General features: G+C 46.3%; 12 protein-coding genes and 2 pseudogenes. 2 read left to right on the forward strand and 12 right to left on the reverse strand.

The genetic code is table 11. The annotated features are described in order from the left end of the window. Positions 1 to 9 precede the first annotated feature (9 nt). The 10 genes from prmA to gpr form a co-directional block, all read right to left on the reverse strand. Complete coding sequence (prmA, locus tag ACWJJX_RS12745) at positions 10 to 945, reverse strand: 50S ribosomal protein L11 methyltransferase (RefSeq protein WP_077722610.1); 936 nt, start codon at positions 943 to 945, stop codon at positions 10 to 12. Positions 946 to 968: 23 nt separating this feature from the next. After that, complete coding sequence (gene dnaJ / locus ACWJJX_RS12750; RefSeq protein WP_003152895.1) at positions 969 to 2096, reverse strand: molecular chaperone DnaJ; 1128 nt, start codon at positions 2094 to 2096, stop codon at positions 969 to 971. Positions 2097 to 2281: 185 nt separating this feature from the next. Further along, positions 2282 to 4120 carry a molecular chaperone DnaK gene (gene dnaK, locus ACWJJX_RS12755; RefSeq protein WP_454023013.1) on the reverse strand — a complete coding sequence of 613 codons (1839 nt, stop codon included), beginning with the start codon at positions 4118 to 4120 and terminating at the stop codon, positions 2282 to 2284. A gap of 24 nt (positions 4121 to 4144) precedes the next feature. Continuing rightward, positions 4145 to 4720 (reverse strand): nucleotide exchange factor GrpE, encoded by a 576-nt coding sequence (gene grpE, locus ACWJJX_RS12760; RefSeq protein ID WP_003152892.1) that lies wholly within the window; start codon positions 4718 to 4720, stop codon positions 4145 to 4147. A gap of 59 nt (positions 4721 to 4779) precedes the next feature. Continuing rightward, positions 4780 to 5811: a heat-inducible transcriptional repressor HrcA gene (gene hrcA / locus ACWJJX_RS12765; RefSeq protein WP_003152889.1), complete on the reverse strand. Its 1032-nt coding sequence runs from the start codon at positions 5809 to 5811 to the stop codon at positions 4780 to 4782. 80 nt (positions 5812 to 5891) lie between these two features. Continuing rightward, positions 5892 to 7031 carry a radical SAM family heme chaperone HemW gene (gene hemW, locus ACWJJX_RS12770; protein ID WP_070082131.1) on the reverse strand — a complete coding sequence of 380 codons (1140 nt, stop codon included), beginning with the start codon at positions 7029 to 7031 and terminating at the stop codon, positions 5892 to 5894. 59 nt (positions 7032 to 7090) lie between these two features. Beyond that, positions 7091 to 8926, reverse strand: coding sequence for a translation elongation factor 4 (gene lepA, locus ACWJJX_RS12775; protein WP_013352938.1), 1836 nt, complete (start codon positions 8924 to 8926; stop codon positions 7091 to 7093). Positions 8927 to 9058: 132 nt separating this feature from the next. Continuing rightward, a complete protein-coding gene (locus ACWJJX_RS12780; RefSeq protein WP_007408270.1) occupies positions 9059 to 9397 on the reverse strand; it encodes a YqxA family protein in 339 nt (112 codons plus the stop codon). Between the two features lie 16 nt (positions 9398 to 9413). Further along, a complete protein-coding gene (gene spoIIP / locus ACWJJX_RS12785; RefSeq protein WP_013352939.1) occupies positions 9414 to 10607 on the reverse strand; it encodes a stage II sporulation protein P in 1194 nt (397 codons plus the stop codon). 67 nt (positions 10608 to 10674) lie between these two features. Continuing rightward, the gene (gpr, locus tag ACWJJX_RS12790) at positions 10675 to 11781 is read right to left on the reverse strand and encodes a GPR endopeptidase (protein ID WP_003152878.1); all 1107 of its coding nucleotides are present in this window, start codon (positions 11779 to 11781) and stop codon (positions 10675 to 10677) included. 202 nt (positions 11782 to 11983) lie between these two features. Between gpr and rpsT the strand changes: the two genes are divergently transcribed. After that, on the forward strand, positions 11984 to 12250 hold the full coding sequence (gene rpsT / locus ACWJJX_RS12795; protein ID WP_003152876.1) for a 30S ribosomal protein S20: 267 nt from the start codon (positions 11984 to 11986) through the stop codon (positions 12248 to 12250). 16 nt (positions 12251 to 12266) lie between these two features. On the opposite strand, the pseudogene holA reads toward rpsT, so the two are convergent. Both holA and ACWJJX_RS12805 read right to left on the reverse strand, forming a co-directional pair. Further along, positions 12267 to 13308 (reverse strand): annotated as a pseudogene (gene holA / locus ACWJJX_RS12800) (DNA polymerase III subunit delta). Between the two features lie 39 nt (positions 13309 to 13347). Further along, positions 13348 to 13502 (reverse strand): annotated as a pseudogene (locus ACWJJX_RS12805) (hypothetical protein). Between the two features lie 40 nt (positions 13503 to 13542). Between ACWJJX_RS12805 and ACWJJX_RS12810 the strand changes: the two are divergent. Next, complete coding sequence (locus ACWJJX_RS12810; RefSeq protein WP_003152870.1) at positions 13543 to 13677, forward strand: YqzM family protein; 135 nt, start codon at positions 13543 to 13545, stop codon at positions 13675 to 13677. Positions 13678 to 13685 lie beyond the last annotated feature (8 nt).

The following is a 13685-nucleotide window of genomic DNA, read 5'->3' on the forward strand; positions in this document are numbered from 1 at the left end:
TACTAACTGTTATTTTTTCGCGATGATGCTGACCCAATCTTCCATAGACAGAATTTCTGTGATGGTAAAGCCGGCTTTTTCCAACGCTTCTTTTACTTCCTGTTTTTTCTGGCCGATAATGCCTGAAGTAATAAAATGGCCTCCGTCTTTGAGCAGGTCGTACGCCTGTGATGTAAAGCGGAGAATCACTTCCGCCAAAATATTTGCGACAATGACATCATGTTCGCCCGTGATGCCGTCTAACAAATTGTTCTGCTTCACTTCGGCCGTATCACTCACTTTGTTCAATTTTAGATTCAGACGCGCGCTTTCAACAGCGACCGGATCAAGGTCATATGCATGAACCGATTCGGCCTCAAGCATGGCGGCCGCGATGCTTAAAATTCCTGAACCGGTGCCGACATCAATGACATGGTCGCCTTTTTGAACGATACGCTCAAGCGCCTGAATGCACAGAACGGTTGTCGGATGCGTTCCCGTACCGAATGCCATGCCCGGATCCATTTCGATAATCAGTTCATCGGTATTCACGGGTGTGTACGTTTCCCATGTGGGTACGATCGTGAATTTTTCAGAAATTTTCACCGGATGATAATACTTTTTCCAAGCTGTCGCCCATTCTTCTTCATTAACTTCAGAAATGGTGATTGTGTTTCTGCCTAAATCAATGTCGTACAAAAGCAGATTATTAATCGTCTCTTTAATGCCGTCCACCGTTTCGCCGAGGAAACTGTTAATCGGCAGATACGCTTTGACAATGACACCCTCATCGGGGTAATCATTGGGGTCGAGCTGGTAGATTTCCCCGTAAACATTCTCACGCTCTTTCATTAAATCAAGCGGATCTTCGATGACAACCCCGCTCGCACCAGCTTCATGCAAAATATTTGAGATGGGTTCGACCGCTTCATGTGTTGTGTGAATGCTGATTTCGGACCATTTCAAAACTACCAACTCCTATCCAATCATTACTCGCCTTTAAATGCGCGTTTTACTTTGTCAAAGAAACTCATTTCTTGTTCATCCGGCAGGTTTCCGCTGACTTCAGCGAACTCGCGGATGATGTCTTTTTGTTTGTCTGTCAGATTCGTCGGTGTGACGACGCGGACGACAATGTGCTGGTCGCCTTGTCCGTAGCCCCGGACGTTCTGAACGCCTTTGCCTCTTAATCTGAATTTCGTGCCTGTTTGTGTGCCGGCAGGTATTTTCAATTTCACTTTTCCGTGAAGCGTCGGCACTTCCACTTCGTCTCCGAGTGCTGCTTGGGCAAACGTTAACGGCATTTCGCAATAAATATCGTCTCCGTCGCGTTCAAAGAACTCGTGGGCGCGCACATGGAATACGACAAACAGATCTCCCGCAGGCCCTCCGTTTACGCCAGGTTCACCTTGGCCCGGAACGCGCAGCTGCTGTCCGTCATCCACACCGGCAGGAATCGTGACATTGATTTTTTTCCGTTTTTTCACTTTGCCCGTGCCGCCGCAGTCAGAACACTTGTTTTTGATGATTTTTCCTGTTCCTTCACAGTGGTGGCAGACTCTTCGGTTAACCACTTTGCCAAACGGCGTGTTCTGTTCGACGTTCAGCTGGCCTGAACCTCCGCAGTGCGAGCACGTATCCGGCTTTGTTCCCGGCTTCGCGCCCGATCCTTTACATGTTTCGCAATTCTCTTCGCGCGGAATTTCAATGATCGTTTCTTTTCCGAAAGCCGCGTCTTCAAATGACAGGGTCATTGTATACTGCAGATCCGCGCCTTGCCGCGGCGCATTCGGGTCACGGCGTCTCGTGCCGCCTCCGAAGATGCTTGAGAAGATGTCATCGAAACCGAAGCCGCCGAAGTCTCCGCCGCCTCCGAAACCGCCGCCGAATCCCTGGTTAGGGTCTGTATGGCCGAATTGGTCATATTGAGCGCGTTTTTGGTCGTCTGAGAGCGCTTCGTACGCTTCTTTTACCTCTTTGAATTTTTCATCTGCTCCGGATTCTTTATTGATATCAGGATGATATTTTTTTGAAAGCTTCCGATAGGCTTTTTTGATTTCATCCTTTGAAGCGCTCTTACTTACCCCAAGCACTTCATAGTAATCACGCTTACTCATCTCGCTTCACTCTCCCGAATTTCTCACATAAATTAGATTGTATCATTTTGAATTATGTTTTTTCAATTCCTTTTATCCCGGGCAAGAAAAAAAGTCAAAGCCAAGAGATGCCTGACTTTGACTTTCTGTCTGTTGAATCAGAATATGCTGTGTGTTCTTCCGCCTAAAGCCATGCGGGAAAGAACTTATTTTTTCGTTTCGTCGTCTTTTACTTCTTCGTATTCCGCATCGACAACGTTGTCATCCGCTTTTTTGCCTTCAGCGTTTGCTGCGCCTTCAGCCTGCTGCGCTTTTGCCGCTTCTTCATAAAGCTTCATAGAAAGCTCTTGAACAATTGTTTGAAGATCATCTTTTTTCGCTTTGATGTCTTCAATTTCGTTTTTCTCGATAGCGGCTTTCAGCGCGTCTTTCGCGTCGTTTGCTTTTTTCACTTGCTCTTCGTCCACTTTGCCTTCCAGATCTTTTAATGTTTTTTCCGTTTGGAACACAAGCTGGTCAGCTTCGTTGCGAACTTCGATTTCTTCTTTTCTCTTCGCATCAGCGTCAGCGTTTTCTTCCGCTTCTTTTACCATGCGTTCGATCTCATCATCAGAAAGACCTGAAGAAGATTTGATTGTAATGTTTTGTTCTTTTCCTGTGCCTAAGTCTTTCGCTCTTACGTTTACGATACCGTTTTTGTCAATATCGAAAGAAACTTCGATTTGCGGTACGCCGCGCGGTGCAGGCGGGATATCAGTAAGCTGGAAGCGGCCGAGCGTTTTGTTGTCGGCAGACATCGGGCGCTCACCTTGAAGCACGTGAATGTCAACAGCCGTTTGGTTGTCAGCTGCAGTTGAGAATACTTGAGACTTGCTCGTCGGAATTGTCGTGTTGCGGTCGATCAGTTTCGTGAACACGCCGCCCATTGTTTCAATACCGAGAGAAAGCGGTGTAACGTCAAGAAGAACAACGTCTTTTACGTCTCCCGTGATGACGCCGCCTTGAATCGCTGCACCCAACGCTACAACTTCATCAGGGTTTACGCCTTTATGCGCTTCTTTACCCGTTTCTTTTTTAATTGCTTCCTGTACGGCAGGAATACGTGTTGATCCGCCGACAAGGATAACTTTGTCGATTTCGCTCGCAGAAAGATCCGCATCTTGAAGAGCCTGACGGACAGGAGCCATTGTGCGCTCAACAAGGTGAGCGGAAAGCTCTTCGAATTTAGCGCGGGTCAGTGTCAGCTCAAGGTGAAGAGGACCTGCTTCTCCCGCTGTGATAAACGGTAAAGAAATTTGTGTAGATGATACGCCGGAAAGATCTTTTTTCGCTTTCTCAGCCGCATCTTTCAAACGCTGAAGCGCCATTTTGTCTTTTGAAAGATCAATGCCGTTTTCTTTTTTGAATTCTGCTACGAGATGATCGATGATGACTTGGTCAAAGTCGTCCCCGCCAAGACGGTTGTCACCGGCAGTTGAACGGACTTCAAACACGCCGTCGCCAAGTTCAAGAACAGATACGTCAAACGTACCGCCGCCAAGGTCGTAAACAAGAATCGTTTGGTCTTCGTCCGTTTTATCAAGTCCGTATGCAAGCGCTGCTGCAGTCGGCTCGTTGATAATACGCTCTACCTCAAGACCGGCGATTTTACCGGCATCTTTTGTCGCTTGGCGCTCTGCATCGTTGAAGTATGCAGGAACCGTGATAACGGCTTTTGAAACTGTTTCGCCGAGGTAGCTTTCAGCGTATGCTTTCAGATGCTGAAGGATAATAGCTGATACTTCTTGAGGCGTGTAGTCTTTTCCTTCGATTTCCACTTTATAGTCAGTACCCATATGGCGTTTAACAGACATGATTGTGTTAGGATTTGTGATTGATTGGCGTTTCGCCACTTCCCCTACTTGGCGCTCGCCGTTTTTAAATGCAACGACTGACGGAGTCGTACGGTTTCCTTCAGCGTTGGCGATTACTGTAGGCTCTCCGCCTTCAAGCACTGCCACACATGAGTTTGTCGTACCCAAGTCAATTCCGATTACTTTACTCACTTTGAATTACCTCCTGCTATGTAGTTATTGATTCACTTTTACCATTGAAGGACGGATGACGCGATCCTTCAGTTTGTAGCCTTTTTGCAGTTCTTCGATAACAATATTGCTGCCGAAGTTTTCATCTTCCACCTGCATGACGGCTTGGTGAAGGTTCGGATCAAATTCCTGACCGACAGCTTCGATGGCTTCAACGCCTTCTTTTTCAAGTGCGTCCATCAGCTGACGGCGGACCATTTCCATACCTTGCAGCAAGCTTTTTGTCTGCTCGCTTTCAGCTTCTACCTGTAACGCCCGTTCAAAGTTGTCGAGAGCCGGAAGGATTTCCGTTACGACGTTTTGAGAACGGTATTTCTGAGCAGCTTCCATTTCAAGGCGGCTGCGTCGTTTATAGTTTTCAAAGTCTGCTTGAACACGCAAAAGCTTGTTTTCTTTTTCATCAAGCAAACCCTGCAATTCATCAATTTGGTGCTGAAGGGCTTCTTCCTGACCTGCCGTTTCTTCATGCTGCTCTTGTGAAGCCGCTTGTTCTGCCTGTTCTGTCACTTCTTCTTGTTCTGCTGCTTCAACCTGTTCTGCGGTTTGTTTTTCTTCTGACATTGTGTTCACCTCCCTCAAATGCTGTAAAAAGATGACTGAAAATGATTGCCAAAATTCCCTTATTCATCATACAAACTTGTGAATGCTTTTGACAAGTCCGAAGTCACGTGCTGCAGCAGGCTGACGACTCTTGAATAATTCATGCGCGTCGGCCCGATAATCGCGATTGATCCGATCTGCTTCGTATCAACTGTATAGGTGGCCGTGATTAAGCTGCAGTTTTCCATTTCTTCGTAGTCGTTTTCTTTCCCGATTTTGATTGAAATTCCGGCTTTTGATGACTGAAACAGCTTCAGAACATCCTGCTCTTTTTCAATTAAAGATAAGAGCGAGCGGACCCTTTCAATATCGTGGAACTCCGGCTGATTCAGCATGTTGATCTTTCCGCCGAAAAACAATTTCTCAACGTGGGCCGCCGGATGGAATGTGGAGCGGAGCGATTCAAGTATGCTGTCATAGTTGGCGATATGCTGCCTTAAATATGTGACAACCTCTTTGAAAATGCGCTCATTCAATTCGTCCATCGGCACGCCCGCTAATCGATCGTTTAATATATTGACCAGTTTTTCAATATCGGCCAAATCCACTTTAGCCGGGAAATTGATGGTGCGGTTTTCGACATGCCCCGTGTTCGTGACGAGGATGGCGACCGCCTTATCCGGCTGGATCGGAACGATTTGAATCTGTTTAAGATAGTTCTCGCTCAGCGTCGGCCCGAGGACAATCGATGTGTAGTTTGTCAGATCGGACAGGATTTGCGCTGATTTTTGGACTGTTTTTTCCAGCTCGAAGATTTTTTCTTTAAATATCGAGTGAATTAAATCCAGATCGGTTTTTGTCAGCTTGACGGGTGACAGCAAATGATCGACATAATACCTGTACCCTTTTTCCGACGGAATCCGTCCTGAGGATGAATGGGTTTTTTCAATAAAGCCCAATTCCTCCAAGTCAGCCATCTCGTTTCTGATCGTTGCAGAGCTGAATGTAATCTCGTCTTTTTTTGAAAGAGTTCTTGATCCTACAGGCTGCGCTGATTGTATAAAATCATTAATAATCACTTGCAGGATCAACAGCTGACGATTTGTTAACATCATCATCACCCCTGTTAGCACTCAAGGTCAGCGAGTGCTAATTCTATATCAAAAGTAACAAACCAAAAGAAAAATGTCAATTATAACTCACCCAAAAAAGCGCCAAAAACCTCATTTCCTAATAATTTGCCCTCATGCGTTAATGCAACCGATTCTTCCGTGTCACAGATCAGGCCTTTTTCGGTTAAATCTTTGAGAACATCGGGAAACAGTTCGTCAACCGAGCGTCCGAATTTATCGAGAAAAGCTTGCTTTTGTACGCCGGACATTTTTCTGAGACCGAGGAACATTTCTTCTTCAATCTGCTCCTCACGTGTCACCTCGTGCGTGTCACGATAAGGCAGCCCCTTTTCTTCGATGAGCTGAATGTAATGTTTCACAGGCCCGGCGTTGACGGTGCGCGTGCCGCTGATATATCCGTGAGCGCCTGCGCCAAAACCGAAATACGCTTCATTGCTCCAATACGTCAGATTATGCTGCGACTCGAATCCGGGCTTTGCAAAGTTACTGATCTCGTATTGACGGATGCCCGCTTCGCTCATCTGCCTCATGACCGTTTCATACATCTCGGCCTCTTGTTCTTGCGCCGGGAGATGCAGGCGGCCTTTTTGCATTAAATTATAAAACACCGTTTTCGGCTCTACGATCAGCGAGTAAACGGAATAATGCTCCGCATCAAGAGACAAAGCCGTTTTGACGGAATTGTCAAGATCGGCCAGCGTCTGACCCGGCAGGCCGAACATTAAATCGAGACTGATGTTGTCGAAGCCGAGAGCCCTCGCACGTTCAAAGGAAGTGAATACGTCCTTTTGTTTATGCACTCTGCCGATTTTTTGTAAAAGCTCATCTTCAAAGGTTTGAACACCGAAGCTCAGCCGGTTGACACCGGCATTTTTCATGATTTTTAATTTTTCCGGGGACAAATCATCCGGATTCGCTTCCGCGGCAAATTCTATGAGTCCGTCAGAAGGTTTCAGCACGCGGTGAATGGAATCCATCAATTTTTCCAGCTGGGCGGGTGAGAGCGATGTCGGCGTGCCTCCCCCGATAAAAATCGTGCGGAGATCAGGGCGTCCCGTCCGTTCTATTGTGTTTATCATTTCCTTTTCGAGTGAGTTTAAGTACTCATCGACAGGCTGGCTCTGAATAAAATATTTATTGAAATCGCAATAGTGGCAGATATGCTCACAAAACGGAATATGAATATAAGCTGATTTCATTTTGAAACACCTTCTTCTTTACAGAAAGAAGCCGCAGCGCGGGACTGCGGCGGCTTCCGTTATTTTTTCGGGCTGTCATCCATTTTAAGAACGGCCATAAACGCTTCCTGCGGCACTTCTACCGAGCCGACCTGCTTCATCCGGCGTTTTCCTTCTTTTTGTTTTTCAAGAAGCTTCCGTTTCCGCGAGATGTCTCCTCCGTAACATTTTGCAAGGACGTTTTTCCGCATGGCCTTAATGGTTGAGCGGGCCACGATTTTCTGTCCGATCGCTGCCTGTACGGGCACTTCGAATTGCTGGCGGGGAATCAATTCTTTCAATTTTTCGACGATGACTTTCCCGCGCTCGTATGCGTAATCGCGGTGCACGATAAATGACAGCGCATCAATTTTTTCTGCATTCAGCATAATGTCCATTTTGACGAGTTTGGACGGTTTGTAGCCGATCAGCTCGTAATCGAAAGAGGCGTACCCTTTCGTGCTGGATTTCAGCTGATCAAAAAATTCATATACGATTTCCGCAAGAGGCATCTCATATACAATGCTGACCCGGTTGGCGTCTAAGTACTGCATATCGATAAAGTTGCCCCGTTTCCCCTGGCAAAGCTCCATAACCGCTCCGACGTAATCGTTCGGAACCATCATCGTCGCTTTGACATAAGGTTCTTCCACCCGCTCTATTTTTTGCGGGTCAGGCATGTTTGACGGGTTATCCACGATGATCTTTTCGCCGTCCGTCATATAAACGTCATAAATAACGCTCGGCGCGGTCGTAATAAGGTCAATTTTAAATTCCCGTTCAATCCGCTCTTGAATGATTTCCATGTGAAGCATTCCTAAAAAACCGCAGCGGAAACCGAAGCCGAGGGCTTGTGACGTCTCCGCCTCGTATTGAAGAGATGAATCGTTCAATTCAAGTTTTTCCAGAGCTTCGCGCAAATCATTATATTTGGCTGTGTCAATCGGATAAAGTCCGCAGTATACCATCGGATTGAGTTTGCGGTAACCCGGAAGCGCTTCTGCCGCAGGCTTAACCGCGCTCGTGATCGTATCACCGACACGGGTGTCGCCGACGTTTTTGATTGCGGCTGTCAAATAGCCTACGTCACCGACTGTCAATTCGTCAGCCGGCTGCGCTTTCGGCGTGAAGACGCCGACTTCGATGACTTCAAACTCTTTTCCGGTTGCCATCATTTTAATTTTCTGGCCCGGTTTGACCGTTCCTTCTACGACTCTGATATACGCGACGACTCCGCGGTACGCGTCATAAAGCGAGTCAAAGATGAGCGCTTTCAGCGGAGCTTCCGGATCTCCCGCGGGAGCCGGCACTTTTTCTACGATCTGTTCTAAAATGTCTTCGATGCCGATGCCCGCTTTCGCTGAAGCGAGGACGGCGTCTGAAGCGTCAAGGCCGATAACGTCCTCAACCTCTTGACGCACACGTTCTGGCTCTGCGCTCGGAAGATCGATTTTATTAATGACAGGAAGAATCTCAAGATCATTATCAAGCGCCAGATAGACGTTCGCCAATGTCTGCGCTTCTATTCCCTGAGCCGCATCAACAACGAGAATCGCGCCTTCACAGGCAGCCAGGCTTCGCGAAACTTCATATGTAAAGTCGACGTGTCCGGGCGTGTCGATGAGATGGAATATATATTCTTCTCCGTCTTTTGCTTTGTATTTCAGCTGAACGGAATTTAATTTGATGGTAATTCCCCGTTCGCGTTCAAGGTCCATTGAATCAAGCAATTGTTCTTTCATTTCCCGCTGGGTGATCGCCGATGTTTTTTCTAAAATCCGATCCGCCAAGGTCGATTTGCCGTGGTCTATGTGGGCGATGATGGAGAAATTCCGGATTCTTGACTGCCTCTCTAAACGCTTTTCTTTATCTGTCACAATCTATCACTCCTACTATTAAACGCAAAATACACTAGCTTAGATTATATCAATAGGATTGTAAACATTCAATTAAAACAAGAAAGAGAAAAGCTTCCTTTAAGGAATCATCCGCTTTTCTCTTCATCAATGCTATCGGTTCAGTTTCGAAACCCACTCGTACATCGCCTGCGCCGAGTCCGTCACGGTATTTGAAAGGGTTTCTCCCGCTTTTGAAAACAGGTTGAAGGTTTCCGCCTGTTCCAGCTGTTTTTGTTTTTCTTCCAGATCTTTCGCCGTAACGGTTTGCCCCAAAATGGAAGCTTCTTTTTCCTGTCCTTCTCCGCCGCCGAGCGTGAATGCTCCTTTTAAGGAGGGATCTTTGTATCCTTTCATATCAAGCATTCCGCTGTTTGCCTGCTGCATGCCGAACAAAACGCCGAAAAACATGACAATGGCGATCAGCAGGCATTTGCCGGTAAAACGGATCATTCGAATCACCTGATTTCTATTGTTTTTTCTTCTCTCCTGATTGCGAGCTGACCTTGTCTGCATCCCAGTACAGTTCGCTGAACACATCGGCCACGGCATCTGATGCGCGCCTCAGTTCTTCTAGATTGTTATCCACGCCCCCGAATTCCAGCAGAAGCGACCTGTCGTTTAAATCCTGGTTGTATACTCCATTATCTCCCGGAGAGCCTTTTGATAAAACACCGACGCTTAAGCCGGGGTATTTTTTCTCCATCAGCTTATGAAGTTCACTTGCGAGTTTATAGTTTTCTTCAAAATTAGCGCTTTTTTTCCCGACCACGATGGCGACTCTGGCATAGCTTTTTCCTTTGATGTCGGCTGTCGTATTTTTCTTGCGGCGGGAATCCCGGTGAATGTCTATGGTATATTGCAGATTTTTATTTTTGGCGAGCGCGCTTTTTACGACCGGCCTTGATTCGTCATAGCTTCGCGCATAATTTAAGCCGTCTTTGTTCAGGCGGGCCTGAATGTCGGTTTTATCTACGGTCGCTCCTACACCTTGCGCTTCAAGCGCTTTTCCGAACATATCTCCGACAAGCGTGACATTGGCCTTCGAATGGCGGGCGTTATCAGGATTTGTTTCCCCCTTTAACAGAGGAAGATAGGATTCGGTATTATGAGTGTGGTAAATAAAAACGACTTTTTTGCTGCCTGTTGAATGTTTCGGCGGCGCCGTTTCTTCTTTTTTCGTTTTGTTTTCGATTTCTGCCAGGTTCACTTCTTTTTCTTTTTCCATCACCTTCGACGGCGGCGGAGATTCAGCAGGCATATTCGTATAATCCGTCCCCTGCCCCGCCAGAAGGATCTCCGTATCGTATTGGGCAAATCCCGGCAGCTCACGTCCCAAGAAACTCCGCGGGTCTTCCATATTAATACTTGTCGCCAGTTTTAAGGAAAGCCGGGACAGCTGAAAAGAGTCTTTTTCAGGAAGCTCTGAGGCGAAATAATGATTTTCCATACCGAGGAGGTGTGCAAACGCGTCACCCGGAAGTTCTCCGGCAATTCCGTGAAGAGAATCCGAAGAAAGCCTCAGTTCAGGGCGAAGCGATGTGAGCACACCCGATAATACGAAAATAACGATAAGGCTTGTCATAAACAAAAACATGCCCTTGAGCGCATTTCCACCGTTTACTGCAACGACAATTTGACGGTTTCTGCGTTTTTTTCTCATGATTTGAATCCCTCCAGCGCTTGTCTAGTAATTACTCTATGAACAAGCTAGAGGAGGTAGAACCATTTTAATGATTATAAGAACCTTTGTTATCTTGTGACACTTTTTCATGAAGGGCGGTGTTTAACCCGTTTGCTAGCACGTTCGCCATATCATCAATAAAGGTGTCAATCTCCTTCGGCGTGACCATCAGATTATGGCCGAGCGGAGAGAGCACTTCGTGAATCAGCTGTCGTTTTTCGTTTTCGTCCAGCGTGCCGACAATACCGAGAAAGGATTGGCGCTCTTTTTCTCCGGGAAGGTCTTCGTCTGTCAGCACCTTCTTTTTGCCGAAGTTCATTCCGGCGGGCACCAGGGATCTTGACGGGCTGTCATCTTTCATCTCTCTGCCGAAATGCTTTAATATATAATCCACCGTATCGCTTGCGATCGTAACCGCATCAACGACAGTCGGTACCCCGATTGCGATGACGGGGATGCCGAGCGTCTCCTTGCTTAATTCTTTTCTCTTATTGCCGACGCCTGATCCCGGGTGAATGCCCGTATCAGAAAATTGGATGGTCGTGTTCACCCTTTCAACGGCTCTTGCCGCAAGAGCGTCTACCGCAATCACAAAATCCGGCTTTGATTCTTTGATCACACCTTGAATAATATCGCTCGTTTCAATTCCCGTTAATCCCATCACACCGGGAGCAAGCGCGCTGACCGGCCTGTACCCTTCCTGTACGTTTTCCGGCTGAAGCCTGAACAGATGCCGTGTCACAAGAAGGTTTTCGGTCACGAGAGGGCCGAGCGCATCCGGCGTCACATTCCAGTTGCCGAGACCGACGATCAAACAGCTTGCATCCTTTGGAATCTTTAATGCCGACAGGTAGGCGGAAAATTCCTCGGCAAACACTTCCGTTACTTTTTCCTGCATGTCAGAGTCGTGTTCCCGAACCCCTTGAGCCTCGATCGTGACATAGCGTCCCTGCTTTTTCCCCGATAGCTCGGCGCCTTCTTTGGTAATATCGACGGTTCTGACTTTAATGCCGCCCTTGTCGCGTTCTTTTTCAATAAACCCGTTTATTTCTTTTGTCTGACCGGCTTGTCCGTCTTTTACCGCCTGTTTCGTTTCTACCGCTAAATCCGTCCGTATCAGAAATTGATTGACATCCAGTTCGTTGTTTTTCACAGGAAAGACCTCCTTCAATCATCGTGGTACATAGTGTGGCCATTTACAAAACGAATCATGCGAATTTACCCATCAACGAAAAATACTTTACATTTATATTGCAATCTAAAGTTCTGTTTGATAGAATACAATTTGTTCTATTGTGAAGAAGATTTAACCTTAAGACACTGTGCTACAGGTTGTATCTTAGGAGGTGAAACACATGCCAAACATTAAATCAGCGATTAAACGTACAAAAACAAACAACGAACGCCGCGCTCATAACGCGACAATCAAATCTGCTATGCGTACTGCAATCAAACAAGTTGAAGCTTCTGTTGCTAACAACGAAGCGGATAAAGCGAAAACTGCTCTTTCTGAAGCAGCGAAACGCATTGATAAAGCAGTGAAAACAGGTCTTGTACACAAAAATGCCGCAGCTCGATACAAATCTAGACTTGCGAAACAAGTGAACGGACTTTCTGCATAATACAAAAACGATCCCTTTAACGGGGATCGTTTTTTTCATTCAGTCCGGAGAAGCTCAAGGAGAAAGAGCTCCAGCAAGAGCTGCTTGTCCTTTTTCCCCGTTTTCATTTCATAATCCATCACTGCGAGCCTTTCTATAATACGCCGCAGCTCTTCTTCAGAAAATAGCCTCGCCTGATCCATCGCCAGCTTTACCCGGAAGGGGTGCACCTTTAAATTGGAAGCGATTTGCTTTTGGCCGTATCCTTGTCCCGCAAAATACTTTGTCTGCATAATCAGACGGAATTGGTTGGCGATCAGCGCCATAATTTTGATCGGTTCTTCGTTTTGTTTTAAAAGATCATAAAATATTTGAAGACTTTCCGTCCGTTTTCGGTTCACGATTTTGTTGATCAGCTCAAAAATATTCTGCTCCAAACTTCTTGCGACAAGCTCCCGGACATCTTCAAGCGTGATCTCATGTCTGTCACCGGTGTAGGCGGAGAGTTTTTGTATTTCCTGATATATGGAAGACAGATGGCCGTTTGCAAGCAGAACCAAATGCTCAGCAGCTTCTGTATCCATCGTTTTATTTTCGGATTTCGCCAGATTAATCGTAAAATCAGTCGTCTCCTTTGCATTCAGCTCCTTAGCTTCAATCATAAGGGCTTTTTGCTTCAGCGCTTTCGTCAGCTTTTTCCGTTCGTCCAGCTTTTCATACGGAGCCACAATCACAAAGACCGTATAAGGCGCAGGCTCCTTCAGGTAAGTCTCCAAAGCGCTTGTATTATGCTCTATTTTTTCTTTCTTTTTTTCCCCTGTTAAAAAAGACGGATTTTTTACGATAACCAGCCGCTTCTCTCCCATAAACGGAAACGTTTCCGCATCGGTTATGGCCTGGTCAAGCGGATCCTCTTCAAGATCAAAAACAGACAGGTTAAAATCTTTAGTCTCCTCATCAACGACAGCTTGTCTGATCCGGCTGACAGTCTCTTGGAGCAGATACGTTTCTTTTCCGTATAAGCAATAAACGGAGCGGACATCCCCTTTTTTCAGGGCTTTCCAAACATCAAATACCATGATCGTATGACTTCCTCTCTTTCTTGATCCCCTTCTATCCTAAATTGAGTTCGGCAAATAGTAAAGAGGAAGCTTTAAAAAGGACAGCTTCCTCATTTATAATAAACGCCTGATTCACAAGCTCCCGGGTCTGCTTGTAAAAAGGCGATAATCACAAGAACAGAAAACGTTACCATCACTTCTAGATTTTTCAAAACAATTCCAGTATACTTAGGGAAGTCAGGAGGGATGAAATTGAATGATTTTGAAAAAAACGTTCAAAGCAAACGAAATGATGCTGTTGACTCAGCTGTCGGTTTTGTCGTGTCCTTCGGATTTTTCGCCTTTTTGTTCGTGATGGCAACAGCCATCCATCTTATCGGCTCTTAGCCGCATTC

Source organism: Bacillus sp. YH3-2-B2 (assembly GCF_053663335.1).